Source organism: Sphingobium sp. SG1, from assembly GCF_057063145.1.
In genome coordinates this window covers 24,313-48,415 of sequence record NZ_JBVVOJ010000003.1, presented here as the reverse complement: position 1 = coordinate 48,415, position 24,103 = coordinate 24,313, and the positions used below count along the sequence as shown (strand labels likewise).

Sequence of the window (24,103 nt, the reverse complement as noted above, 5' to 3'; positions counted from 1 at the left end):
GGTCCGCAGTGGGGTAGGCATGGTGCCGGGCAGACGACAGCAATAGTCCATTCATACAATGACATTGACTCGCGTTAGCGTTCTCAAATATGGCGCCGCCAAGAATATTTGGGGGATTATATGGTGCGGTCGTCTTTCTTCTTTTCCGGGGCGGCGATCGTCGCGCTGGCAAGCCCAGCCATGGCGCAACAGGCGCCGGATGCCGATATGGACCAGGCCCGCGCCGACATCATCGTCACCGGCGAAAAGAGCGCCCGCACCCTGCAGCAGACCCCGACCAGCATCGCCGTCGTCACGCCCGAGACGATCGAGCGCGAGGCGCTGATCACCATCCAGGACGTCTATAACCGCACCGCCAACCTGTCCGAAACCTACGGCTCGTCCGGCTTCACCATCCGCGGCATCAGCAACAGCGGCGTCGGCGCGGGCGGGCAGGCAGACGCTGCCAGCGTCTATGTCGATGGCGCGCCGGTTCCCAAATGGGCGCTTTATGGCGGCCCGACCGACCTGTGGGATGTGCAGCAGGTGGAAGTGCTGCGTGGCCCGCAATCGACCATCCAGGGCCTCAATGCGCTGGCCGGCGGCATCGTCATCACCAGCAAGGATCCCTCGCTGACCCGCTGGGGCGGTGACGCGCGCGTGCTGTGGAGCGAATATGATGATCGCACCTTCTCCGCCGCGATCGGCGGGCCGATCATCAAGGATGAACTGGGCATCCGCCTGTCGGCCGAGCGCCGCAACGATCGCGGCCTCATCTACAATGTCACCCGCGACGAATATAGCGATGCGCTGGAATCGCTCAATCTGCGCGGCAAGATCAAGTGGACGCCCCAGGCCATTCCGGGGCTGGAGGCAGTCGCCAGCTATAATCGCGTCCGGCGCGACGGCGGCTATCTCTACGAATATGCCCGCACCGACGTGCCCAATTATTTCAATCACCGTATCGCCACCGGCGACCAGCCCAGCCGGGGCAAGATCGACAGCGACCTTGCCGTCTTCAACATCAGCTATCCGCTGGCCCATGGGCTGAAACTGTCGAGCGTCACCTCCTGGAACCGCTCGCGCGTTCATTCGGTGATCGATACCGATGGCACGCCGCAGGATATCCAGGCGATCGACAATCGCTATAATTACCGCACCCTGACCCAGGAAATGCGCCTCAACTATGATGGCGAACGGCTGAGCGGCCTGCTGGGCGCCTGGTATTATCGCCGCACCGGCAGCATCGACCAGAATAGCCGGGTGAACATCGATACGCCGACCGCCACCATCGCCGCCCTGCTGCGCGCCAATGGCGCGACCGCGGCGCAGGCGACCTTCCTCAGCAATGCCTATGCGGCACAACTGCCGGTCATCCCGGTCGCCTATTCGGCTGACCAGCCGGAAAAGGTGGAGACGATGGCGCTGTTCGGCGATGCCCGTTTCAAGCTGACCGACCGGCTGACCCTGATCGGCGGCTTCCGCTACGATCATGAGCGCAACCGCTATGCTGCGCAAACCGTGGCGACCTTCAACGGCACGCTACCCGATGCCAATTTCCTCGGCGCCGCCTATGCCCCGATCATTTCGCTGATCAATCAGGGGGTGCTGGGGCTGGTCGCTGACGCTTCCTCGCCGCTGGCGTCCAACAGCCGCAGCTTCAACGCCTTCCTGCCCAAGGCGGGGATCAGCATGGACTGGACGCCGGACCTCACCACCGCGTTCACCGTCCAGCGCGCCTATCGCTCGGGCGGCTCCAGCCAGAACCCGGCCCGCGCCCTGCTCGTCGCCTATGATCCGGAATATAGCTGGAACTATGAAGGCTCGCTGCGCTCCAAATGGCTCGACGGGCGCCTGACGCTCAATGCCAATGCCTTCTACATGACGTGGAAGGACCAGCAAGTCACCGCCTATTTCGGCCAGAATGCCTATGATTACAACACGGTGAACGCGGCAGGATCGCATCTTTACGGGTTCGAGGTGGAAGCGAATGCCACTATCGCGCGCGGCATCGATCTCTATGGCTCGGTCGGCCATGTCCGCACCAAATTCACCGATTTCGTCCTGCCCGCCGGGGCGACCAGCACGGTTGACCTCACCGACACCCAATTCCCCTATGCGCCGCGCTGGACCCTGTCGGGCGGCATCAATGCGCAGTTCGGGCCTGGCTTCGTCGCCAATCTCAACGCCAATTACCGGTCGTCGGTCTTCACCGGCGTCGGTCAGGATCAGGGCCAGTACAAGGTCGGCGGCCGCACGATCGTGAATGGCAAGATCGGTTATGAGACCGATCATTGGTCGCTGTTCGTCTTCGCCCGCAACATCCTCAACGAGGATTATATGCAGTACCAATATGCCGCGATCCATCAGGCGATCCTGGGCGAGCCCCAGACCGTCGGCGTCGGCGCGAGCGTCCATTGGTGATCGGACTCGCCAGCCTGCTGCTCATCGCCGGCGGCGCCCTGGGCGCGGCCCTGCTGCGCCGCTCCTGGGTGCGGCGGGACCGCTCCGTGCTTGGCCTGCTGCTGGCGGGATGGGCCATATTGATCGGCCTGCTGGTCGCTGCCTTCCTGCTGATCGGGCCGGTCAAGGGGCTGGCCTTGGGACTGGCGATGGAGGGGATCGGTGCGCTCGCCATCATCTGGTTCGGCCGGGTCCGGCGCAAGGCGGCGCGGGTGCGCGATGGCGATGTCGCGCCCGAGCCGCTGGAGGAGCCCGGCCGCTTCTGGCGCGGGGTGCTCCGCGCCTTGCTCGCCGGGCCGCTTGGCATGACGGCGGCGATGGGTGTCGCCTTTTGCGTCACCGTCTATCTGCCCGGCGATCCGCGCACCCGGATCGTGCTTGGCGGCCTGTTGCTTCCGATCCTCTGGGGGCTGGCCATGACCTGGACCCTGGCGGACCGTCGCCTGCTCCGCGCGACCGCCGTGCTGGTCGGCACCAGCATCATCGGCTTCGGCCTCGCTGCCTTGGGAGGGGCCGCATGAACGACCAGAGCGTCCAGACCAACAGCCGGGCAAAGAAATGGCGCTGGCCCTTGTCGCCCGAAACGGTGCGATCGGTGCTCAGCAGCCACTCGGTGCTGGGCCTCGCCTTTGCCGCGATCATCTATATCGTCTGCCTGACCGGCACGGTCGCCGTGTTCGCGCCCGATCTGGAACGGTGGGAAGTGCCGGCGACGCCGGTGGTGACCAGCCTGTCGGATGCCTCGGCCGCCCGCGCCATCGCCGAAGCGGCCAGACGCGCGCCGGCCGACACCACCCTCTATCTGTCGCTGCCCACCGCCAGCCAGGACGGCGCCAGCCTCACGGCCTTCAGCGCGACCTATGAACATAAATGGGGCGTGGCGGCCGATGGCGCGCTGTCCGATCTGGAAGCGGTCTGGACCGAATTCCTGATCCACCTTCATATCAACCTGCATCTGCCGCGCAGTTGGGGGCAGTTCATCGTCGGCCTGACCGGCGTGGCGCTGCTGTCCTCCCTGGTGTCGGGCATATTGGCGCATCCGCGCGTGCTGCGCGATGCCTTCCATCTGCGGTTGGGTGGTTCGCGCCGCCTGCAGGAGGCGGACCTGCATAATCGCCTCGGCATCTGGGCCTTGCCCTTTCACTTCACCCTGGCGTTGACCGGGGCGCTGCTGGGGCTCAGCACCATCATCGTCGCGATGCTGGCGATGCTGCTCTATCGGGGCGACATGGGGAAGGTCTATGAACTCTTCCTCGACCCGCCGCCCAAGGTTGACGCGCGCGCCGCGCCCATTCCCGATATCGCCCGGCTGATCGCCGATGCCCGCGCCCGCGCGCCGGCGGCCGTAGCGGACAATATCATGGTCGAACGGCCCGGCCGCGCCGATATGCGCATCTCGATCCACAGCGGCCGGCCGCACTTGCTGACCCAGCAGGACGAGGTGCAATATGATGCGCGCGGGCAACTGCTCCATCAGGAACAGCCGCAGGATCTGGTCGCCGGCACCCGAATGCTGAGCGGCATCGGCCAACTGCATTTCGGCTGGTTCGGCGGGCTGCCCGTGCGGATCGCCTATGGCCTGCTCGGCATTGCGCTCTGCATCGTTACCTCCAGCGGCGTGACCATCTGGCTGGCCCGGCGCCGCGATCGCGGCCGGCCCGCGCCGCAATGGGAACGGATCTGGGCTGCGATCTGCTGGGGCCAGCCGGTCATCCTCGTCCTCACCGCCGTTCTGGCCTTCGCCCTGCCGCAAGCGCCGCTGCCGCTGGTCTGGCTGGGCCTCACCATCCTGTCGGTGCTGGCCGCGGGTATGGCGAAGGCGCTGCCCGGTCCGCGCCTGTCGCGCGGTCTGCAATGGGCGCTGGTCGCGGGCCTGCTGGCGGTCGCGCTGCTTCACGGCGCCCCGCTGCTGGCGGGCGGGCAGGGGCTGCTGGTCGACCTGCTACTGCTTGCCGGTGGCATCGGCCTATTGCTCGCGCTGCTGCGCAGCCGCGCTCCAGCCAAGGTCTAAGGCAGAAACTTGCCATTCCCCTCCCGTAAACGGGAAGAGCAGCGAGACTTGCGCGCGCAGCGCGCTAGTCGCAGCGGGGCGGGCTTGCGCGACGCTGCCCCGGCTTTCCTACTCGGCCCATCTCTGATCTACCCTTGGGGATGCAAGAGCCGCCCCATCTCCTCGCCAGACCACCTGCCTGTCGTGTGGCTGTCGCTTCACTGTCGCCTCGCCGTCGCGTCGAAGGCGCTCGGGCGTGACCCGATTTCCCCGCCCCTGTCGCGTCACAGGCGCGTGGCCGGCGCGTCGCGGGTGCATCACAGGCGCATTGGCCCGAAATAGCCCGCACGACACTGTGAACTTCGACTGTCGCGTCCCGTGTCGGCCCCAATCGGCCTAGAGTGCGCGAAAACGGAAGTCGGTGAAGCGCGCTTCACCCGCACCGGCGGAATAGAGGCCGGGGCGCAGCATCAGGAAGCCGCCGCGCACATTATGGTGATAGCCCGACACTTCCATCCCCCGGTCGAAGCGCTTCCAGTTCCTGCCGTCGTCGCCGCTGATGTGAAAGCGGATGATATGCCGGTCGTTGGTGACGCGCATCCGCATCCGGCGGCCATGGGGATTGGCGGGGCGGCCGCGCTCTATCCCATATTGATGGGTGACGAACCGCTCCTGGTCGAAGCCCAGCCCGCAATAAAGCTGCTCGTCATAGAAGAGCAGCAGGCCGGCGACGCCACCCGGCGCGATCTCGATCGTGCATTCGAACTGATAGGCCTGATCGCCCGCCACCAGCAGCAGCGGCGACGAACTGGACGGCGCGGTGCCGCTGGCCTTCAGGACCAGCGATCCGTTTTCCACCCGCGCGCGTTGCGCTTCCTGCGGCGCTGGCTTGAAGAAATTCCAGCGCGAACCGACGTGCAATGCGCGGAAATCGTCCGACAGCGGCTGGCCATGCGGCCCGGCCTGGCCGCCCCTCGGCTTGGCGATCGGTTGCGACAAGTCGCCGCCGGTCATGCGGAACCAGCCGTCCGCCGCCCATTCGACCGGGTCGAGCAGCGTCTGCCGCCCCAATGTCCAATAACCATTTTCATAGCCATGATAGACCGACCACCAACTGCCATCCGGCCCCTCGACCAAGGTGGCATGGCCGCGCGACCACCATTTTTCGGCGCGATCGACGGTCCGCACGATCGGGTTGGCCGGGCAATTTTCCCAGGGGCCATGGATCGACCGCGACCGGGCGGCGATTACCATATGCCCGGTCGGCGGTCCGGCCGTGCCGCCCACGGCGGTCACCAGATAGAACCAGTCCTTATGGCGCAAAATCTTGGGGCCTTCGGGCGAGAAACCCTCGACATCCCAGTCGTCGGGATAGTGCCAGGGGTCATAGACATGTTCGGGCTGGCCGACGGTCGCCAGGCCATCGTCGGTCAGGCGCACCCGGTCGCCGCCCGACAGGAACAGCCAGCGCGATCCATCCTCGCCCACCGCATGGCCCGGATCGATATGGTTGGGCAGATGCAGGTCGATCGGATCGCTCCACGGCCCCTCGATCCGGTCGGCCCAGATCACATAGCTGGTGTTGGGAGACGCTTTGACCGGGATGTAGAGATAATAGCGGCCCTTGTGCTTGCACAGTTCGGGCGCCCAGACCGATCCGATATTCCTGTGCAGCGCCGGGCCGATCGGCCGCCAGTTCACCAGGTCGCGCGAATGCCAGATGATGAGGCCGGGATAGGAATCGAAGGTCGAGAAGGTCATGTAATAATCCGCGCCATCCTTCAGGATGGTGGGATCGGGATGGTCGCCCGCGATCAGCGGATTGAGGAAGCGGCCATCGCCCAGGTCGGCGATGCGCTGATGGTCGAAGCCGCGCCGCCAGTCGGGCGCGGGGGCAGGCGTGGCCGGTGGAGCAGGGGGTGCCGCCCGCGCCTCGCTCAAACCACCTGCCAGCGCCGCCGAAGCCGTCGCCAGCAATGCGTCCCGTCGGCTGACTGCCATGACCCTCTCCCGATTATTGATACCGGTTACCTAAGGGCCATGACCTGATGCTGTCAAATGGCGCGGACCCGATCTTCGTAAAGCTCCAGCGGCAATCCGTCGGGGTCGGCGAAGAAGGTGAAGCGCCGGTCGGTATATTCGTCCACCCGCACCGGCTCGCACGCCACGCCATGGCGTTCGAGCCGGGCGACTTCTGCATCCAGGTCGCTGACGGCAAAGGCAAGGTGGCGCAGGCCACAGGCTTCCGGGCGCGAGGGACGCGGCGGCGGATTGGGGAAGGAGAAAAGCTCGATCTGCGCGCCGCCGACGGCCAGATCGCATTTCCAACTGTCGCGTTCGGCGCGATAGACCTCGTTCAGCACGGCAAAGCCGAGAATGTCGACATAGAAATGGCGGGACCGGGCATAGTCGGACCCGATGATGGCGATATGATGGATGGCGTGCATCGCCCAGCGCTATCGCGGGATGCGCCCGTCGCGCAATGGCTATCCGGCGATCAGTGCCTGAAGGTCGAGCAGCGCCCGGCCGAAGGACAGGCCTTGCGGCCCGGCGACGAAGCGGGGTTCCCACTCCGGCCCGAACTTGTCTTTGTAGGCGCGCAGTCCTTCAAAGCCGTAGAGCGCATTGCCATGCTGGTAGAGCAGCGCCCCCAGCTTCGACCAGAGCGGTGCCAGTCGGCGCGCCTCCAGCCCGGAAAGCGGGGCGAGGCCGAGGTTGAACCAGCGATAACCCTGTGCCTTGCCCCACAGCATCAGGTGGATGAACAGAAAGTCCATCGTGCCATAGGGGGCGCCGTCATCATGGCGCATCAGGTCGACCGACAGTTCGGACCGGTCGGCCGCGGCCCAGATATTGGCGAAGGCGACGATCCTGCCCTCCTGCCGCACCACGGCGCAGTCGAACTGCGCCATATAGGCGCGATCGAAGCGGCCGACGCTGAAGCATTTTTCCTTGTGCCCCTTGGACTGGAGCCAATGGGCGGAAATCTCGGCCAGCCGGTCCATTTCCTTGTCCAGCATGGCGGCGGGGATGATTTCGAAACTGGCGCCCTCCCGCGCCGCGCGCCGCTCGGCATAGCGCAGCGGCTTGGCATCCGGGCCGTCCAGCGTGAAACCGGCCAGATCGACATGCGCCTCCTCGCCATATTTGACGATCTGCAGACCCAGTTCGATCGCCATCGGCAGCATGTCCTGGCTGATCTGGTAGAGCAGCAGCCGCCCCTGCGCGGCGTCGGCCTGTTCGCGCAGCCGCCAGAGCAGGTCGGCCCACTCGCTTCGGGCGCCGACGGGATCGCCCATGACGATCCAGCTATGCCCCCTGATCTGGTACATCAGGCAACAGGTGCCGCCATCCGACACCAGGAAGCGCTTGTCGCCGATATAGGCAAGATTGGCGTCGGTGCGCTCGGCCAGCGCCAGCGCGGCCTCTGGCGGGGCAGCGGCGTCGCTGGCCAAGGCGGGAATGGTCGCGGCCGGGCGCAGCAGGCGCCAGAGCGCCACGCCGATCAGCAGGACGGCAACGGCCAGGCTGGCGCGCAGGAAGCGGGAGGCATCGGCGCGGGCGGCAAAATGCCACCAGAGGTCGTTCTGATATTCGACATGCTTGTAGGCGAAGAAGCCGATCCAGACGCAGAGGCCCAGAACCACTGCGACCGTCGCCAGCCAACCGGGGGTGAAGGCGTCGGCGATGAGCTGGGTCCGGCGATAAAAGGCCGGGCGCGCCCATTGCAGCAGCGCGGCGATCAGCAGCATCGCCGCAGCTTCCTCATAATCCAGCCCCTTGAGCAGCGAGAAGATCGCGCCGGCCAGCAGCAGGATGCGGGTCAGCCAGAAGGCCCCGTCCAGCCGCCGGTAGAGGCCGGCCGACAGGATCAGCAGCGCCGCGCCGACCAGGCTGCCGGCCATGTGGGAGGCTTCGAGGAAGGGCAAGGGCACGACACTGTTGAGGGTCGCGACCCGGTGCGGGATGGCCGGGAGCGAGCCCGATACCAGCAGGATGGCGCCGCCAAGGAAGACGAGCGCTGCCGTCATGATCGGTGCAAGGCCGGTCGTGACGGCCTGCAGGCCGCGCAGGGTGCGGCGCAACGGCTGCCGCCAGCGCCAGCCCTCCTGCGCAACGATGATACCGACCGCGATCAGCAGCGGCAGGATATAATAGACCAGCCGATAGGCGAGCAGCGCGGCCACCAGCTGCGGCCGGTCGACGCCGGGCAGGGCGGCAAGCATCACCAGTTCAAACACGCCGACGCCACCGGGCACATGGGTCAGCAGCACGGCGACGATGGCGAGCGCATAGCCCAGGAAGAAGGCAGGCCAGGCATGGAGGCCGATACCGGGCACCAGGACGAACAACGCCGCGCTGGCGGCAGCGAGATCAATGACGCCGATGCCGATCTGGCAGAATATGCGCGAGGCGGGCGGCAGCGGCAGGGACATGCGGCCAAAATGCAGCATCCGTCCCTGCCGGCCGGCATAGAGGATCAGGCCGATGATGGCCGTGAGGGTCAGGCTTCCGGCCACACGCAATGCCGGCGCGGACAGGCGGACATCGCCCATCGACAGCGTCTCCGGCCGCCAGACCAGCATGATCGCCGCCAGCGTCAGAACCCCGCCCCAGAAGGTGGCGCCGGCGATCGCGACCACGCGCGCTACATCGGCAACACCCAGCCCCGCCGCGCTGTATATGCGGTAGCGTGCCGATCCGCCGGTCAGCAGCGACAGGCCCAGATTATGGCTGAGCGTATAGCTGGTGAAGGAAGCGAGCGCCGCCGTCCCATAGGGCAAGGGGCGGCCGATCGAGCGCAGCGCCAGCACGTCGTAGAAGGTGAGCGTGACATAGCTGATCGCGGTCAGCAGCAGGGCGGGGATCAGGGCTGTCGGGCCAAGTGCATGAAAGGCCGCGCGGATGTCGCGCACATGCACATCGTGCAGCAGATGGTAGAGCGCGACGAAACCGAGCGCGGCGAGCAGCACGACCAGCCCGACCGACAAGGGCGTCTGGTAACGGCGCAAATATGTCATGGCCCCCATCTGTCGCTACCCCGTCTTGACCCGGTGCCAGAGCTGGCTGCGGCAGAACAGCCCACCCAGGATGCAGCCGGAAATCTTCAGCTGGTCCGGACCCTGCTGGTCGATGGTGGAATAGAAGGTGCGGCCCATGTCGGGCACATAGACCCGCCCGGCCCAATGGCCCGGTCCCTTGGGGCGATAATCCTGCAACAGGGTGGTGCCGACCAGATGCGGGATGCCGGCATCGCTGGCATCGGCCAGCGCCTCGGCATTGGCGTGGCTGACCCAGCCGCACAATCGGTCCTGACAGGCGCCGGTCGTGACCGTGACGCTGCCGCGCGGATTGATCCAGGAACCCAGCACCGGATCGGCCGCCATCGCCGGAACGGCGATGATCAGGCTGATGCCGGCAAGGAACAGGCGCAGGGCGTGATGCATGGGTCAGGTCTTCCGGATCAATCCCTGCCGGGCGAAGGCCGCGTGCAGGACATGGTAGAGCGCATCGACATCATGGTGCAACGGGTGTCCGCCCGGCAGCGCGACGGTCTGCACATTGGGCTGGCGGAGCAAGGGGCAGAGGCTGGCCGCTTCCTCCTGCCCATGAACGCAGAGCAAAGGCGCCCAGTCGAGCTTGCGCGCGGTCGGCAGGGCGTCCGCCTCCGCTATGGCAAAGGTGAACATCTCACCGGGTGAAGCGCGATATTCGACCGTGGCGCCTGGCACGACCAGTGCGACCATGGCGATGGCATGGCGTTGCGCGGGGGGCAGCGCGGCAAGGCCGACATGCGCCATGTCGGCGCCGAAGGACTGGCCGATCAGGATGACCGGCGCAGCGGGATCGATGCCGTGGGCCTGGGCCAGGGCCTGGCTGATCAGTGCGGTGGCCTCTGCCGGGCTGCGGGTCTTGCGAAAATAGGTCAGCGAATTGACGCCGACGGTCGGCAGGCCGTCTCGCGTCAGGCGTGCCATGATACCCGGCCCCATGCCGACCTTCATGCCCATGTCGCCCGACAGTATGATGGCGATCGGCGTGCCATGGCCCGGCCGATAGCCCTGTGGGCGGGAGAAGGAGAAGGGGCCGCCGCCCAGATAGCCGAGCCATTGGAAGGCCGCCGCCAGCAGAGCGAGGATCAGGATGGGCAGGATATACCGGATGCTCTTGCCGCCGCGCGCCATCATGCCGTCTCCTCGATAGACCCGAGCGCCCGGCACGTCGGGAGGAGACCGACGTGCCGGGCTGTGAGCGGTCGGAACAAGACCCACGCGTTCCGACCGTTCGGCCAACTGGTCCAAGCTGGCCTGTTTCGTGCCACCCAAGGGGGAGGGGAGGTGGCACGACCGATATGGTCGATGACGGCCTGCGGTAGCGTGGCTGGAAGATGAACTTTTGGAGAGGCGGCCGATCAGATGCGGCGGGCGACTGCGCCGGCGGCCCAGCCCATGCCGACGGCCAGAGCGATGGCGGTCAGGCCATAGAGGAAAGACCAGCGTTCGGCCGCGACGGCCATGAACTGTTCGAAGCCCGATTTGCGAACATGGATGTCGCGCACCGCCGCTGCCACGACGCGGCCGTCCTGCACCAGGAAGGTTTCGGCGGTATAGTCGCCCACGATCACACGGGCCGAAAGCGGCAGACGGGCGCGATAGAGCACGCCGTCGCTGATCTCCACCGTGCCGGCGCGTTCGACGAACAGGCCGTTGCGCTGACGCAGATCGACCAGGCCAGCCTGAAACCGGTCCAGTTCCTCGCTGTCGTTGAGCGAGGAGGGGGAGAGTTGCAGCTTGTCGACGCCCAGTTCGTAGATCGCCGCCGTGCGTTCATCGACGATCTGGGCGATCGGCCGGGAGGAGGCCATGGCGTAGAAGCTGGGCGCAGAGCGAAAGCGGGCGCGGTCGGCATTGACCCAGATGCCGGCCACCTTCTGCTTCTCGCGCATGGTGATCGACTGTTCGGGGCCCTTCAGCACGACGACGATGTCCGCCGGCTTGTCCGGACGCCGACCGTCGGGATAGACGATGGCGCCGAACAGCAGCAGGTCCGCACCGGTGAAGCTGTACTGGATCTCGACCTCGCGCTGCGACACATCGGGCACCAGTTGCGGTTCGTCCGCGGCACTCAGCAGCAGGGCCAGGGCTGGCAGGATGAGGCAGGATATCCTCATTTCACGTCGATCGTGAAGATTTCGTCAGGCCGCCAGCCCAGCCCCAGCGCCATGCGTGCGGCGACCAGCAGCACGATCGCGGCGAGCAGGATGCGCAGATACTCCGGGCGGATCGTCATCGACAGCCGGGTGCCGACCTGCGCGCCGGTGACGCTGCCGATCAGCAGCAGCATGGCCAGCACCAGATCGACCGCTTTGGTCGTCATCGCGTGCATCATGGTCGTCGCCATGGTGACGAACAGGATCTGGAACAGCGACGTGCCGACCACCGACTGGGTGTTCATGCCGAGCAGATAGAGCATCGCCGGCACCAGGATGAAGCCCCCCCCCACGCCCAGCAACATGGTCAGGATGCCGGTTGCCATGCCCAGCAGCAGCGGCGCTAGCGGCGAGATATAGAGGCCCGAGCGATAGAAGCGCCAGCGCATCGGCAGTGCGGCGACCAGCGGATGGTGGCGGCGCTTGCGCGCCTGCATGCGCTTGCCTGTCTTGAGCGCGATCAGTGCCTGGATCGACTCCTTCGCCATCAGCGATCCGATGCCGCCCAGCATCAGCACATAGAGAATGCCGATCACCGTATCGATCTGCCCCAGCGACTGGAGCAGGCGGAAGATGAGGACGCCAAGGCCCGCGCCGACCACGCCGCCGGCGATCAGCACGCCGCCCATGCGGAAATCGACGGTGCCGCGCGACATGTGGGTCACGACGCCGGACACGCTGGCGCCGGTCACCTGGCTGGCAGCGGAGGCTGCTGCGACCGTGGGCGGGATGCCATAGAAGATGAGCAGCGGCGTGGTGAGGAAGCCGCCACCCACGCCGAACATGCCCGACAACAGGCCGACGACGCCACCCAGTCCGATGATGACCAGGGCGTTCACCGACAGATTGGCGATGGGCAGGTATAGATCCATGCCCCATCGGGTTAGAGACAAAAGACTCCGAGCGAAAGCCGCGAGATGGCTAGAGGCTTAAAAATCGGCGGCGAGCGTGACCGCCAGGCCGGAAGCCGGTTTGGCTTGGCCGGCGACACGTTCACGCCATTCGATCCCGATGCGTGCGGCGATCGCTGGAAGGGGCAGACGAAACTGGATTTCGGGGCCGATATCCAGTCGTTCGACATTGGGTTGCGCACCACCAGACAGGCTGAAGCCAACGCGCAGGGGGCTGTCCTTGACCGGCGCGAGCAGCGAGAATTTTCCGTCGATGAAAAGGTCGCGCTTGTGCAGCCCTACCATGCCGGTCTGCGCATAAAGGCTGGCCTCGATCGGTCCGGCAACGGGTTTGGGGCCAAAACCGCCGACGAGGAACAGAGCGAAAGCGTCGCGCGCCTGGGTATCGAGCGCGATCCGTCGCTCGGCGGCAAGGCTGACGGCAATATGGCGTACTGGCTGATAGGACAGGCCGACCGCAGTTTCGGGCGTTTCTGGCGACTGGAGGGCCGTCGTGGCCCGACCATAAGCGGCAAGGCGCCCCGAGGATCGGGGCATCAGGTCGAAGTCGATCCGCGCGCCGGCCTGCGACCCGCCGAGGCGCCCCACTGTGGCGAGGTCTGCCGATGAACCACCGCCGGAGCGCCAGAGCAGCCAGGCGCTGCCTTGCCAGCGATCATGACCGACAGGCGATATGGTCGATACCGAAATGGCAAGCGGTTCCATAGCTTTGGGTCGGGTTAGGGGAGGTCTTTGTCCGGAGGCGGCAGAGTTCAACGACCATGCAGTCGATAGTGGCGCGATGGCATAAGCGGTCCGGACTGGCTTGAAGGGCGAACTCGCACGGATGGGTTGCCACTTGTTGCCAGAATATATTGCTGTCTCTGCTCTGCGGATGATCGGGATGATGCGCTCCTGACGGGTGGGGGAGCCGATCCGACCGCCTTGGGGCGGGGGCGGCACTGTCGCCGGTAGCGGCGCTGTCGACGCGATCGTGCCGAACAGGCGCATGCCGGTCCAGCCGATGCACAGCATGAAAAAGAAGCGCACCGGCCGTCCATCGGCCGATGATCCGATCATGCCTGCTCCTCCATGTCGGGGAAGCGATGTTGCGTCTTGTCCCACACCAGCGGCTTGCCCAGCAGCGACTGGACATAAAGGATCACGGCGCGCCGGGCGGCAAGGATAGCGATCGCGTTGCCGACGAACATGCGCGGCACGGCCGCCAGTCCATGCCGCCAGCCATAGGCATGGCCGGCAAAGACCGCGCGCATCGTGATGCGCCATGCCATGAGCCAGAGATTGAGCGTCAGCAAGCTGTCGATAAGCGGCGTCGACGGGCGCATTTGCGGCGGCAGGAATGGGCGCGCCAGTTCCAACATGCTCCAGAGCAGCAGCGTGGCGTAGGCGGCGACGATGATCAGGGCCGCAAGGGTGGCGCGTCGGTCCCTGATCCGCATCCACCATTCGGCCGGGCCGCCCTGCCAGCCCATCCGGTCCCATCCGGCTAGCGAAATGCCGATGATCCAGCGCGCCTTTTGGCGGATGGCGGCCGGGGCGCTGTCGGGAAAATATTCGCGTGTCGCGACAAGACGGCCCTGTGCGTCACGGATGCGCAGGAAGATGCCCCGGCCGCCCATGTCGGCGATCCGCAACCCCGCTTCATAATCTTCGGTCAATGATCCCGGATCGAATGGCCCCGCGTCAGCATGAGGGGCGAGAGCGGCCAATATATTTCTTTCAAAGGCGCAGGCGACGCCAGCAGAGGGAATGGATGCACCAAGAAATTCCCTCACTGTCAGGGACTTCCCATGAGCTTCCGCAAACTCATCGCAATAATGATTGGCGATGGCACGGGAAAACCAGGTGCCGCGACCGGGTAGGGGGAGTACCGGCAATTGCACGAGCGCGAACCGGTCGATCATATGATCGAACAGCCGGATTTCATCGGGATGCACGACGTCTTCGGCATCATGCATGACGATGGCCTTGAACCGGATGCCGCTTCGACCTTCCTCCGCCAGCATGCTGCGCCAGTTGATGTTCAGGCAATCGGCCTTCGTTGTCGGGCCGGGGCGGTCATTCAGGCACAATATGATATACGGTTGATCGATGGCGACCGATGCGATCGCGTCGATCGTCGCCGGATCATTGGGATAGGCGCCGACGAATATGCGATAATCGGCATCGCCCCAGCAATGTACGGCATGGCGCAGCATTGCGCCGATGACGTCCGCTTCCTGCCAGGCGGGAATGAAGATGGCGATACGGCCGGGCGTCGATGAAGGTGGCAATGTCGCCATCGTCATGCGGAGGCGGCGAGGATGCCGGACCGCCCGCCAGGCTCGGCGGATCAGGAAAAGAAGGTCGATCGCCAGATCATCCAGCCCGCCCAAGGCGAAGCCGATGACTGCGAACAACAATATCTCATAATGCAGCGCCTGTAGCGCGCCAAAGAGCATGTCCCCCACGATCCCGGATTCCCCCTGTCCCGATCGCCATGCGGCAGGGCGAATTTATGTCATGAGAACAGCGGTCTTCCAAGTATTTTGGAGAAAGTCTGTCAACATTGGCCGGCGGATCTGGGTTGGACCTGAGCGGAAATTTCCCTAAGGGGGGGAAGAATGGCAATACCGGCAAGCACTTATGGAGAAGAGACGTGACCGAACGGCCCGTGTCCGCCCTCAGGAATTTCCTGAAGGGAGAAGCAGGCAGTGGCGTCTTGCTGATGATTTCGGCTGCGATCGCAATGATCATGGCGAATCTTCCGGGTGCTGCCGGCCATGTCTATCATGACATCTTCCATATGGTGACGGGGCCGGTGCTCGCTCCTGCACTCGGTCCCATGACGATCCATTTGTGGGTCAATGACGGACTGATGGCGATCTTCTTCCTGCTGGTCGGGCTGGAGATCAAACGTGAGTTCGTCGATGGCGGTCTGTCCACCTGGGAGAGGCGGCGCCTGCCTTTCATCGCGGCGGGGGCGGGTATGATCGCGCCAGCGCTGGTCTATCTGGCCGTTACGGCTGGGGAACCGGCCCTGGCGCGCGGCTGGGCGATCCCGGCGGCCACGGATATTGCCTTCGCGATTGGGGTTCTGGCGCTGCTGGGATCGCGGGCTCCCGCATCGATCAAGCTGTTCCTGACGGCTGTCGCGATCGTCGACGACATGGGTGCGGTCGCGATCATTGCGCTGGCCTATAGCCAGGGGCTGGATGTCATGGCTTTGGCCGGCGCCTTTGTCGTCCTGCTGGTCATGTTCGGGATGAGCCGTGGCGGTGTGCGGGCCTTGGCACCTTATCTCATCGGCTTCCTGCTGCTCTGGTATCTGATGCTGCTGTCGGGCGTGCATGCCACGATCGCGGGCGTGCTCGCCGCCATCACCATTCCGGTCAATCGCACGCCGGGTGCGCCGGATGCGGTGGACAGTCCGCTCCATCGCCTGGAACATCTGATCCATCCCTGGAGCGCCTATCTGATCGTGCCGCTCTTCGGCTTCGCCAATGCCGGCATCACGCTCAATGGCGAGGCGATCGGCGCTTTGCTCAGCCCCTTGCCGATCGGCGTGGCGCTGGGGCTGCTGCTTGGCAAGCAACTGGGCGTGTTCGGGAGCATTTGGCTGGCGCAGAAACTGGGCATCGCGGCGCGGCCTTCGGGGGCGACCTGGGTGCAGATTTACGGCATGGCGTTACTGTGCGGCATTGGCTTCACCATGAGCTTGTTCATTGGTGCGCTCGCCTTTCCGGGGCAGCCATTGCTAGTCGAGGAGGCCAAGATCGGCATCCTTGGCGGATCCTTGCTGTCCGCGCTGTTCGGTTATGCGGTCCTCCGTTTCGCGCCAACGCCGCGATCGGTCGCGCGGGGCGCGGGGTGAGGGGAATCGCGTAGCATTAACCTTCATGCTACTATTGCCCTGCCGTTGCCGCGACTCGCTTCGCGTCAGCGCGCCGACCGCACTTTCGAAAAATACGGGAGGAGGGCGAACCGATGGAGACGGACGTCAACTATCTGCTGCATCGCCAGCAGATGTCGCTGATAAACGCGCAGGCAACAGCATCGCCCGAGGGGCGCGCTGCCTATGAAGGGCTGGCGCGCGGTTATATCGATCAGGTCGAAGCCTATCGCAGGCGCAATGAGCAACTGGAGAGGCTGATCATTCCGGCGCATTGATCCTCCGACCGTTGCGCCATCGCGCTATCGACGGGAAATCAGGCGATCGATCACGTCCTGATGCGGGCCGTCGGCACCGCATTCGCGCTCCAGTATCTTCTTGATCTTCTCCAGTTCGGCTTCGGTCAGATGTTCGATGCCGATGAAGTCGTTGCGCGCGGTCTCGATCGAACGGATCAGTTCGTCGAGCTTGGCCTGGATCGCGGCGCCGTCGCGGTTCTGGGCATTCTGGATCAGGAAGACCATCAGGAAGGTGACGATGGTCGTGCCGGTATTGATCACCAGTTGCCAAGTGTCGGAATAATGAAAGAGCGGGCCCGTCACGCCCCAGATCAATACCACGCCGACTGCCAGGATGAAGGCGAGCGGCTGGCCGGTCCAACTGGCGATCCGTGCCGACAGGGCGGAAAATATCCGATCCATGCAAACTCCTTTGGGTGCTCAGCGCATTTAGGCTCTGTTCAGCCATCTGCTGTCATGGCCATGCCCATGGCAACCATATCTTTTCGTGCAACGATCGGCGCGCTCGCCGGCTCCCTTCTGCTGGCCTCCTGCGCCAGCGTTTCCCCCGAATCACGCGTGCGCGCCGGGCTGATCGATGCTGGTCTTTCGCCGCGAATGGCGGGCTGTATGGCCGAACGCATGGTCGATCGGCTCAGCCTGGTGCAGTTGCGGCGGCTCCAGTCGATCGCCTCGCTCCACAAGTCGCACATGGGCAAGATGAGCATGGACGAACTGCTCTATAAAGTCCGTGCGCTGGAGGATCCGGAGATTTTCCTGGTGACCAGCAAGGCCGCCATTCACTGCTCCTTCTGACGCCGATTTCACAATAAAGCAGGGTCGGGCTTCGCAAGGGTTTTGCAATTTTGCAAAGTCGTTTTGCGAAATGGCTCTGGCCCTGCTTCCTCGCCTGTGCTTAACCCGCCTCAACAGTTTTCCTGTGAACAAAGGACGGGCTAGCCCATGAACATTCACGAATATCAGGCGAAGGAACTGCTCGCCAAGTATGGCGCGCCGATCGCCGCCGGTCACGCTGCCTTCACTGTCGAGGAAGCCGTCGAGGCTGCCAAGAAGCTGCCCGGACCGCTCTATGTCGTGAAGTCGCAGATCCACGCTGGTGGCCGCGGCAAGGGCAAGTTCAAGGAACTGGCCCCCGAAGCCAAGGGCGGCGTCCGCCTGGCCTTCAACCTGGACGAGGTGAAGGCCCACGCCACCGACATGCTCGGCAACACGCTGGTCACCATCCAGACCGGCGAAGCCGGCAAGCAGGTCAACCGCCTGTACATCACCGACGGCGCCGACATCGCCAAGGAATTCTACCTGGCGCTGCTGGTCGATCGTGCCACCAGCCGCATCGCTTTCGTCGTGTCGACCGAAGGCGGCATGGACATTGAAGAGGTCGCCCACTCGACCCCCGAGAAGATCCACAGCTTCTCGGTCGATCCGGCCACCGGCTTCCAGCCGCACCACGGCCGCGCCGTTGCTGCTGCCCTGGGCCTGACTGGCGACCTCGCCAAGCAGGCTTCGAAGGTTGCTGCGTCGCTCTACGCCGCGTTCCTCGACACCGATGCCGAGCAGATCGAAGTCAACCCGCTGGCGCTGACCGAGCAGGGCAACCTCCTCGTCCTCGACGCCAAGGTAGGTTTCGACGGCAACGCCATGTTCCGTCACAAGGACATCGCCGAACTGCGCGACCTGACCGAGGAAGATGCGGCCGAAGTCGAAGCGTCGAAGTACGACCTCGCCTACATCAAGCTGGACGGTAACATCGGCTGCATGGTGAACGGCGCTGGCCTGGCCATGGCGACCATGGACATCATCAAGCTGAACGGCGAATTCCCCGCCAACTTCCTGGACGTGGGGGGCGGCGCCACCACCGAAAAGGTGACCGCGGCGTTCAAGATCATCCTGAAGGATCCGGCCGTTAAGGGCATTCTGGTCAACATCTTCGGCGGCATCATGAAGTGCGACATCATTGCCAATGGCATCGTCGAGGCTGCCAAGGAAGTGAACCTGTCGGTTCCGCTGGTTGTCCGCCTGGAAGGCACCAACGTCCAGCAGGGCAAGGACATTCTGGCCAATTCGGGTCTGCCGATCGTCCCCGCGGACGACCTGGGCGATGCGGCCAAGAAGATCGTGGCAGAAGTGAGGAAGGCGGCCTGAGCCCCCTAATCACCTGAGAAGATACGCCATAGGGCGTGGGTGACCTGGAAACGGGTCGCCCACGTCCGTGTTCGCGTTGGCGGGCGATGGCGTGAAAATGGAGGATGTTGAAATGAAGATCCTTGTGCCCGTGAAGCGGGTTATTGATTACAATGTGAAGCCGCGGGTGAAGGCGGATGGCACGGGCGTGGACCTGGCCAACGTCAAGATGAGCATGAACCCGTTCGACGAAATCGCCGTCGAGGAAGCCATTCGCCTGAAGGAAAAGGGCGCAGCGACCGAGGTCGTGGCGGTATCGATCGGCGTCGCCAAGGCGCAGGAAACGCTGCGCACGGCGTTGGCGATGGGCGCGGACCGCGCCATCCTGATCCAGACCGATGATGAGGTCGAACCGCTGGGCGTCGCCAAGCTGCTCGCCAAGGTTCAGGAAGAGGAAGGCGCTGGCCTGATCATCCTGGGCAAGCAGGCGATCGACGATGACAGCAACCAGACCGGCCAGATGCTCGCCGCGCTGCTGAACCTGCCGCAGGGCACCTTTGCCAGCAAGGTCGAGGTAGAGGGCGACAAGGTCAACGTCACCCGCGAAGTCGATGGCGGCCTGGAGACGGTGAAGCTCAACACTCCGGCGATCATCACCACCGACCTGCGCCTCAACGAGCCGCGCTATGCGTCGCTGCCGAACATCATGAAGGCCAAGTCCAAGCCGCTCGCGAACAAGACCCCGGCTGATTATGGCGTCGACATCGCCGCCCGTCTGGAGACGCTCAAGGTCTCCGAACCGCCCAAGCGCTCGGCCGGCATCAAGGTTGCCGACGTCGATGAACTGGTGGCCAAGCTCAAGGCTCTGGGAGTTGCAGCATGACGAAGACGCTCGTTTGGGTTGAACATGAGGGCGGCGCCGTCAAGGACGCGACCCTTTCCGCCGTGACCGCCGCCGCCAAGCTGGGCGAAGTCCATCTGCTGGTCGCCGGCCAGGGCGTCGACGGCGTTGCCGCCGAAGCCGCCAAGATCGCCGGCGTGGGCAAGGTCCATGTCGCCGATGACGCGGCCTTTGGCCATGCGCTGCCGGAAAATGTCGCGCCGCTGATCGTCGAGCTGATGGGCCATCATGATGCGTTCGTCGCGCCGGCCACCAGCAACGGCAAGAATATCGCGCCGCGCGTCGCCGCCCTGCTCGATGTCATGCAGATCAGCGACATCCTGTCGGTCGAGAGCGAAGATACCTTCACTCGGCCGATCTATGCCGGCAACGCGATTGCGACGGTCAAGTCGAAGGACGCCAAGAAGGTCATCACCGTTCGCGGCACCGCCTTTGAAAAGGCGGCCAAGGACGGCGGCAATGGCGCGGTGGAAGCCGTGGCCTCGACCGGCGACAAGGGCATTTCCGCCTTCGTCGGCGCCGAGATCGCCAAGCTGGAACGGCCCGAGCTGACCAGCGCCAAGATCATCGTGTCGGGTGGCCGCGCGCTGAAGGACGGTCCGACCTTCGAGGAATATATCATGCCGCTGGCCGACAAGCTGGGCGCGGCGGTCGGTGCCTCGCGCGCTGCGGTCGACGCGGGCTATGTCCCCAACGACTATCAGGTCGGCCAGACCGGCAAGATCGTCGCGCCGGAAGTCTATATCGCGGTCGGCATCTCCGGTGCGATCCAGCACCTCGCCGGCATGAAGGACAGCAAGACCATCGTCGCCATCAACAAGGACGAGGATGCGCCGATCTTCCAGGTGGCCGACATCGGCCTGGTCGGTGATCTGTTCAAGGTGGTGCCGGAACTGACCGGCAAGCTGTAAGCCGGATTGGCTTGAGTAGGAAAGGGCGTGGGGAGTGATCCCCACGCCCTTTTTCTGTGCGGGCTATTCGCAGTTGATGTCGTTCTTGTCGATGGCCCGGCCGGCAAGGGCGCCGCCGGCACCGCCCAGGATGGTGCCGAGCGTCTTGGAGCCGCCGGGAGCGATGACATTGCCGAGCACTCCGCCGGCAAGGGCGCCGACGATGGTGCCGGTGGTGCCGTCATCCCGCTTGCAATAATAGCGGCCGTCGCGGTCGCGGTAGATCTGGTCATTGTCGCCGAGATGGCGGCGCGGCGGGCGGCGATCCCGGTCGCGGCCGCCGGGCGGGCGATTGTAGCCGCCGGGGCGGTCATAGCCATAGCCGCCGCCATAATTGTCCGAGGCGCAGGCGCCGAGCGGGAGCATGGCAAGGGCGGCAAGCGCCATTATGGGGGTACGCACCGGATAGTCTCCTCTTCTTTTCCCTGTCGGGAGGGGAACCCGCAAGCGGCGCGAAGGTTGCGCCAAGATACTGATCAGAAACGCGAAACCGCCCGCCGCTGCCATCGAGAGGGGAGTGCGGCAGCGAGCGGACGGCATCAACGGCGCGTCGAGGGGACGCGCCGCCGAGAGGATGGGGCTTAATGCGCCAGGGGCGAGGCGCCGCTGGCCGTGGCCGGGGTGACAACCGAGGCCGGGCTGTCCTGGATGCGCTGATCCTCCAGCTTGGCACGGGCTTCGTTGTAGCGGGCGACGAGGTCGTCCTTGAACTCGGTCAGCTTGCCGTCGTCATAGAGCTTCTTTCCGACATAGCCGGCGATGGCGCCGAAAATCAGGGTGCGGATCATGGGGAACTCCTTGGTTGCCAGTCGGGGAAAAGAACCGGCGTCGGCGGCAAGGGTTCCGAGCATGATTGCGTCCGCGACGGGCCTTGCTAGTCTTGCGACGGACGGTGGCGGGGGCTGCCGTGACTAGGGGGTGGCAATGTCGGCATTCGATCTGGTGTTCGCGGTGTTCGGACTGCTGCTGGGGCTGGCGATCGCCGAGGTGCTGGGCGGCTTTGCCCGTGCGCTCAAGCTCAAGCGGACCGCCAAGCCGGTGCGGATCGGCTGGTTGACGCCGCTGCTGGGGCTGTTCGTGCTGCTGGACCTCACCAGCTTCTGGGGCAGCGCCTATATCATGCGGGACCAGATGGATGCGAGCTATCTGACGCTGGTCGTGGTGCTGGCGATCGTGGGCGTCTATCATCTTGCCGCGTCGCTGATCTTTCCCGACGAGCCGGAACAATGGCCCGATTTCGACGACTGGTATGACCGCCAGAAGCGGATGGTGATCGGCGGGCTGCTGCTGGCCAATGTCGCGGTCACGATCGGCCAGGGCGTGCTGGAAGAGGTGAGGCCGGTGGCCGAAGCCCCCGCCGGGCCGCTTGCCCCCTATGCCGCGCCGATCCTGCTGGGCGGGCTGGTGGGGCTGCTGACCCTGCTGGTCGCGCTGCTGCGGGTGCGGAGCCGGCGCGCGAACATGGCGATGCTGATCGCGGCGAACCTGATCCTGCTGGGCGCCAGCATTGCCGAGGATTATATCTGACCGGGATCGGGCGCCACGGTGAGATGGCGCCCGGCCCGATCATTCGCTTATCGGCCGATTATTCGGCGTGGGCGATGTTCACCGCGGCCATCTTGCCGCGCTTGTCCTGCTCCAGGTCATAGGTGACGCGGTCCTTCTCGCGCAGGGTGGCGAGGCCGGCGCGCTCGACGGCGCTGATGTGGACGAACGCGTCCTGGCCGCCGGTGTCGGGCTCGATGAAGCCATAGCCCTTGTCGGCGTTGAAGAACTTCACGGTTCCGGTGATGCTGCTCATGATATTTCCTTCTTTCATGCGGCGGACCCATGGCGGGCACGCCGGGTCGCTAGAGGGGCAGGGAAAGAGGGAGATAGGTGCCGCAAAGCGCCGAAGACCGTCGATTTGCGACTATAGCAGCGCCCTTGTACGGCATTGCGGGCGTCCTGGCAAATCACTGGCCGTTTCGGCGGGGTCTGCCGCCGCGTCCTCCTCTTCCTCCTCGTCTTCCTCCTCCTCCTCGCTCAGCAGCTCGTAGCCGGCCGCTTCCAGGACGGCGATTTCCTCGTCACTGCCTGGCGCGAAGCCGAAACGGGCGTCGCGGGCGCGGGTGGCGGCTTCCTCATAGGGGCGGGCCTCCGCCTCCAGCTCCGCGGCATAGGCGGCCTCCTCGGCTTGTGTCAGGGTGCGGTCATAATCGTCGATATCGTAATAATCCCCGCTCTGGTCGCCGGTGAAGTCGGGCGGGGCGGGGTAATCGGTGCGCAATTGCTCGCGATCCTCATCCCACCAGACGCCGCGCAAACGGGTCGCGGCCTCCTCCGGCGGCAGGTCGGCGCGGTGGATATGGGGGCGAAGTTCACACCGTTCATTCCGGTCGGAAAAGGGCGAGATTCCGGGCTGGATTGGCGGGCGCTTGGCACCGGGCTGGAGCGCCAGCCGGGCGGCGATGAACAGCGCGACCGAGGCGGCGGGGGCAAGGGCGGTTGCCGCCTCCGGTGCGACGGGTTCGGGCGTTTCGGGCTGATCGCCATTGAGCAGGCGGGCGTCGGCCATCTGGCGGGCCATATGTTCCATGCCGGTGCGCGGCAGGCCGATCAGTTCGGACTCCTTGTCGGCCTCCTCGGCCGGGCAGATGAGGTCGAGATAGGCGGTGAAATCCTGGGCCACGACGCGGGCGAGCGCGGCGTCCGACCCTTCGGGCGGGCTGTCGGCCATGCGATCGAGCCGCGCGAGCATCGACATGGCAAGGCGATTGTCATGGCGGTGGCGGCGGACTTCATAATTGTCGGGATCCTTGCGGATCGTCTCCTCGCTGCCCATGATCGCGCGCGACAGGAGATCGTCGGCCAGGCGGGCGCGGGCGATCAGGATCGCGGCGTCCCAGCCCAGGCGAAAGGCCGCGCCATCATGGCGGATACGCAGCGTATAGGCCGAGCGCGCGGTGATGCGCACCCCTTCGCAGGCGAGCATGATGACGCCGGTGGCGGCGAGTATCTCCAGGAAGCGCCGCTGGCGCGCCGGGCTCCAGCCATCGACCCGCCGCTGCGGATCGGGCGTGGGGATAGTGTCCGGCAGGGGCGGCGTGATCGGCGGAAATGCGCAGGACATGGCAAGGCCCTTTCAGGGAAAGAGGACGCGTTGCCGGAAGGGTAGGCAGAAAGGCGGGGTGTAGGACAGAACAAAAAGGGACCGGTTCGGAAGATAGTATTGCTTTGAGGGCTGAGGTGCCGAAATTTCTGACGTGTCGATTGTGCTGCTTCATTTACGATTTGAAAATCGCCCTTGATGGATATTGGCCCATTGCCGTATCACGGGCCGAGGGTAGGCAAGCCGCGAAAATTGAAAGATTATCCCATTGTTTTCATGTCACTCCTCAAGTGACTTCGGAAAGCATGGGCGACGCG

The 24,103-nt window shown here is 65.0% G+C and carries 24 protein-coding genes; 10 read left to right on the top strand and 14 right to left on the bottom strand.

Annotated elements, in window-relative coordinates:
* Positions 1-120 precede the first annotated feature (120 nt).
* From AC0KVN_RS08195 to AC0KVN_RS08185, 3 genes are read left to right on the top strand one after another with little or no spacing between them, the layout of a single operon-like run.
* Positions 121-2,403, top strand: coding sequence for a TonB-dependent receptor (locus AC0KVN_RS08195; RefSeq protein ID WP_483656054.1), 2,283 nt, complete (start codon positions 121-123; stop codon positions 2,401-2,403).
* Positions 2,397-2,963, top strand: coding sequence for a hypothetical protein (locus tag AC0KVN_RS08190; RefSeq protein WP_435568883.1), 567 nt, complete (start codon positions 2,397-2,399; stop codon positions 2,961-2,963). The genes AC0KVN_RS08195 and AC0KVN_RS08190 overlap by 7 nt, the downstream gene beginning before the upstream one ends.
* Positions 2,960-4,453 carry a PepSY-associated TM helix domain-containing protein gene (locus tag AC0KVN_RS08185; RefSeq protein ID WP_435568884.1) on the top strand — a complete coding sequence of 498 codons (1,494 nt, stop codon included), beginning with the start codon at positions 2,960-2,962 and terminating at the stop codon, positions 4,451-4,453. Before AC0KVN_RS08190 ends, AC0KVN_RS08185 begins: the two co-directional genes overlap by 4 nt.
* Positions 4,454-4,828: 375 nt before the next feature.
* Here AC0KVN_RS08185 and AC0KVN_RS08180 read toward each other — a convergent pair whose 3' ends face one another.
* From AC0KVN_RS08180 to AC0KVN_RS08140, 9 genes are all read right to left on the bottom strand, one after another.
* The gene (locus tag AC0KVN_RS08180) at positions 4,829-6,433 is read right to left on the bottom strand and encodes a family 43 glycosylhydrolase (RefSeq protein WP_435568885.1); all 1,605 of its coding nucleotides are present in this window, start codon (positions 6,431-6,433) and stop codon (positions 4,829-4,831) included.
* A 53-nt stretch (positions 6,434-6,486) separates the two neighbouring features.
* A complete protein-coding gene (locus AC0KVN_RS08175) occupies positions 6,487-6,879 on the bottom strand; it encodes a VOC family protein (RefSeq protein ID WP_287430534.1) in 393 nt (130 codons plus the stop codon).
* 39 nt (positions 6,880-6,918) lie between these two features.
* A complete protein-coding gene (gene mprF / locus AC0KVN_RS08170; RefSeq protein WP_435568886.1) occupies positions 6,919-9,462 on the bottom strand; it encodes a bifunctional lysylphosphatidylglycerol flippase/synthetase MprF in 2,544 nt (847 codons plus the stop codon).
* A gap of 6 nt (positions 9,463-9,468) precedes the next feature.
* Positions 9,469-9,879 (bottom strand): DUF2147 domain-containing protein, encoded by a 411-nt coding sequence (locus AC0KVN_RS08165; RefSeq protein ID WP_125988174.1) that lies wholly within the window; start codon positions 9,877-9,879, stop codon positions 9,469-9,471.
* Between the two features lie 3 nt (positions 9,880-9,882).
* Complete coding sequence (locus tag AC0KVN_RS08160) at positions 9,883-10,620, bottom strand: AcvB/VirJ family lysyl-phosphatidylglycerol hydrolase (protein ID WP_435568887.1); 738 nt, start codon at positions 10,618-10,620, stop codon at positions 9,883-9,885.
* 224 nt (positions 10,621-10,844) lie between these two features.
* Positions 10,845-11,603 (bottom strand): TIGR02186 family protein, encoded by a 759-nt coding sequence (locus AC0KVN_RS08155; RefSeq protein WP_435568888.1) that lies wholly within the window; start codon positions 11,601-11,603, stop codon positions 10,845-10,847.
* Complete coding sequence (locus AC0KVN_RS08150) at positions 11,600-12,514, bottom strand: sulfite exporter TauE/SafE family protein (RefSeq protein WP_004207740.1); 915 nt, start codon at positions 12,512-12,514, stop codon at positions 11,600-11,602. Before AC0KVN_RS08150 ends, AC0KVN_RS08155 begins: the two co-directional genes overlap by 4 nt.
* Before the next feature lie 57 nt (positions 12,515-12,571).
* Positions 12,572-13,543, bottom strand: coding sequence for a hypothetical protein (locus tag AC0KVN_RS08145; RefSeq protein ID WP_483656053.1), 972 nt, complete (start codon positions 13,541-13,543; stop codon positions 12,572-12,574).
* A gap of 65 nt (positions 13,544-13,608) precedes the next feature.
* Positions 13,609-14,994 carry a glycosyl transferase family protein gene (locus AC0KVN_RS08140; RefSeq protein ID WP_435568891.1) on the bottom strand — a complete coding sequence of 462 codons (1,386 nt, stop codon included), beginning with the start codon at positions 14,992-14,994 and terminating at the stop codon, positions 13,609-13,611.
* Positions 14,995-15,191: 197 nt separating this feature from the next.
* On the opposite strand from AC0KVN_RS08140, the gene nhaA reads away from it, so the two are divergent.
* Entirely contained in the window at positions 15,192-16,406 is a 1,215-nt protein-coding gene (gene nhaA / locus AC0KVN_RS08135) for a Na+/H+ antiporter NhaA (protein WP_435568543.1), read from the top strand.
* Positions 16,407-16,519: 113 nt separating this feature from the next.
* Entirely contained in the window at positions 16,520-16,702 is a 183-nt protein-coding gene (locus AC0KVN_RS08130) for a hypothetical protein (RefSeq protein WP_435568540.1), read from the top strand.
* Positions 16,703-16,726: 24 nt separating this feature from the next.
* Here the strand turns inward: AC0KVN_RS08130 and AC0KVN_RS08125 are convergent, their stop codons facing one another.
* Entirely contained in the window at positions 16,727-17,125 is a 399-nt protein-coding gene (locus AC0KVN_RS08125) for a low affinity iron permease family protein (RefSeq protein WP_017502013.1), read from the bottom strand.
* A 66-nt stretch (positions 17,126-17,191) separates the two neighbouring features.
* Between AC0KVN_RS08125 and AC0KVN_RS08120 the strand changes: the two genes are divergently transcribed.
* From AC0KVN_RS08120 to AC0KVN_RS08105, 4 genes are all read left to right on the top strand, one after another.
* On the top strand, positions 17,192-17,518 hold the full coding sequence (locus AC0KVN_RS08120; protein WP_026109351.1) for a hypothetical protein: 327 nt from the start codon (positions 17,192-17,194) through the stop codon (positions 17,516-17,518).
* 147 nt (positions 17,519-17,665) lie between these two features.
* The gene (gene sucC / locus AC0KVN_RS08115; protein ID WP_004207732.1) at positions 17,666-18,865 is read left to right on the top strand and encodes an ADP-forming succinate--CoA ligase subunit beta; all 1,200 of its coding nucleotides are present in this window, start codon (positions 17,666-17,668) and stop codon (positions 18,863-18,865) included.
* Positions 18,866-18,977: 112 nt separating this feature from the next.
* The gene (locus AC0KVN_RS08110; RefSeq protein ID WP_004207731.1) at positions 18,978-19,727 is read left to right on the top strand and encodes an electron transfer flavoprotein subunit beta/FixA family protein; all 750 of its coding nucleotides are present in this window, start codon (positions 18,978-18,980) and stop codon (positions 19,725-19,727) included.
* Positions 19,724-20,656: an electron transfer flavoprotein subunit alpha/FixB family protein gene (locus tag AC0KVN_RS08105; protein WP_435568539.1), complete on the top strand. Its 933-nt coding sequence runs from the start codon at positions 19,724-19,726 to the stop codon at positions 20,654-20,656. The genes AC0KVN_RS08110 and AC0KVN_RS08105 overlap by 4 nt, the downstream gene beginning before the upstream one ends.
* A 63-nt stretch (positions 20,657-20,719) precedes the next feature.
* Here AC0KVN_RS08105 and AC0KVN_RS08100 read toward each other — a convergent pair whose 3' ends face one another.
* Together AC0KVN_RS08100 and AC0KVN_RS08095 are read right to left on the bottom strand one after the other, a co-directional pair.
* Positions 20,720-21,097, bottom strand: a complete 378-nt coding sequence (locus AC0KVN_RS08100) for a glycine zipper 2TM domain-containing protein (RefSeq protein WP_367350040.1) — start codon at positions 21,095-21,097, stop codon at positions 20,720-20,722.
* Between the two features lie 179 nt (positions 21,098-21,276).
* Positions 21,277-21,483, bottom strand: coding sequence for a hypothetical protein (locus AC0KVN_RS08095; RefSeq protein ID WP_435568538.1), 207 nt, complete (start codon positions 21,481-21,483; stop codon positions 21,277-21,279).
* Positions 21,484-21,619: 136 nt separating this feature from the next.
* Between AC0KVN_RS08095 and AC0KVN_RS08090 the strand changes: the two genes are divergently transcribed.
* Positions 21,620-22,222: a hypothetical protein gene (locus tag AC0KVN_RS08090; RefSeq protein ID WP_048939059.1), complete on the top strand. Its 603-nt coding sequence runs from the start codon at positions 21,620-21,622 to the stop codon at positions 22,220-22,222.
* Positions 22,223-22,280: 58 nt separating this feature from the next.
* Here the strand turns inward: AC0KVN_RS08090 and AC0KVN_RS08085 are convergent, their stop codons facing one another.
* Together AC0KVN_RS08085 and AC0KVN_RS08080 are read right to left on the bottom strand one after the other, a co-directional pair.
* Entirely contained in the window at positions 22,281-22,496 is a 216-nt protein-coding gene (locus AC0KVN_RS08085; protein WP_004207726.1) for a cold-shock protein, read from the bottom strand.
* 111 nt (positions 22,497-22,607) lie between these two features.
* Complete coding sequence (locus AC0KVN_RS08080) at positions 22,608-23,807, bottom strand: hypothetical protein (protein ID WP_435568537.1); 1,200 nt, start codon at positions 23,805-23,807, stop codon at positions 22,608-22,610.
* Positions 23,808-24,103 lie beyond the last annotated feature (296 nt).

Coding starts and splice junctions, on each gene's coding strand:
- AC0KVN_RS08195 (WP_483656054.1), top strand. CDS start 121: ATGGTGCGGTCGTCTTTCTTCTTTTCCGGGGCGGCGATCGTCGCGCTG.
- AC0KVN_RS08185 (WP_435568884.1), top strand. CDS start 2,960: ATGAACGACCAGAGCGTCCAGACCAACAGCCGGGCAAAGAAATGGCGC.
- AC0KVN_RS08180 (WP_435568885.1), bottom strand. CDS start 6,433: ATGGCAGTCAGCCGACGGGACGCATTGCTGGCGACGGCTTCGGCGGCG.
- AC0KVN_RS08175 (WP_287430534.1), bottom strand. CDS start 6,879: ATGCACGCCATCCATCATATCGCCATCATCGGGTCCGACTATGCCCGG.
- mprF (WP_435568886.1), bottom strand. CDS start 9,462: ATGGGGGCCATGACATATTTGCGCCGTTACCAGACGCCCTTGTCGGTC.
- AC0KVN_RS08165 (WP_125988174.1), bottom strand. CDS start 9,879: ATGCATCACGCCCTGCGCCTGTTCCTTGCCGGCATCAGCCTGATCATC.
- AC0KVN_RS08160 (WP_435568887.1), bottom strand. CDS start 10,620: ATGATGGCGCGCGGCGGCAAGAGCATCCGGTATATCCTGCCCATCCTG.
- AC0KVN_RS08155 (WP_435568888.1), bottom strand. CDS start 11,603: ATGAGGATATCCTGCCTCATCCTGCCAGCCCTGGCCCTGCTGCTGAGT.
- AC0KVN_RS08150 (WP_004207740.1), bottom strand. CDS start 12,514: ATGGATCTATACCTGCCCATCGCCAATCTGTCGGTGAACGCCCTGGTC.
- AC0KVN_RS08145 (WP_483656053.1), bottom strand. CDS start 13,543: ATGCGCCTGTTCGGCACGATCGCGTCGACAGCGCCGCTACCGGCGACA.
- AC0KVN_RS08140 (WP_435568891.1), bottom strand. CDS start 14,994: ATGCTCTTTGGCGCGCTACAGGCGCTGCATTATGAGATATTGTTGTTC.
- AC0KVN_RS08130 (WP_435568540.1), top strand. CDS start 16,520: ATGGAGACGGACGTCAACTATCTGCTGCATCGCCAGCAGATGTCGCTG.
- AC0KVN_RS08125 (WP_017502013.1), bottom strand. CDS start 17,125: ATGGATCGGATATTTTCCGCCCTGTCGGCACGGATCGCCAGTTGGACC.
- AC0KVN_RS08120 (WP_026109351.1), top strand. CDS start 17,192: ATGGCAACCATATCTTTTCGTGCAACGATCGGCGCGCTCGCCGGCTCC.
- sucC (WP_004207732.1), top strand. CDS start 17,666: ATGAACATTCACGAATATCAGGCGAAGGAACTGCTCGCCAAGTATGGC.
- AC0KVN_RS08110 (WP_004207731.1), top strand. CDS start 18,978: ATGAAGATCCTTGTGCCCGTGAAGCGGGTTATTGATTACAATGTGAAG.
- AC0KVN_RS08105 (WP_435568539.1), top strand. CDS start 19,724: ATGACGAAGACGCTCGTTTGGGTTGAACATGAGGGCGGCGCCGTCAAG.
- AC0KVN_RS08095 (WP_435568538.1), bottom strand. CDS start 21,483: ATGATCCGCACCCTGATTTTCGGCGCCATCGCCGGCTATGTCGGAAAG.
- AC0KVN_RS08090 (WP_048939059.1), top strand. CDS start 21,620: ATGTCGGCATTCGATCTGGTGTTCGCGGTGTTCGGACTGCTGCTGGGG.
- AC0KVN_RS08085 (WP_004207726.1), bottom strand. CDS start 22,496: ATGAGCAGCATCACCGGAACCGTGAAGTTCTTCAACGCCGACAAGGGC.
- AC0KVN_RS08080 (WP_435568537.1), bottom strand. CDS start 23,807: ATGTCCTGCGCATTTCCGCCGATCACGCCGCCCCTGCCGGACACTATC.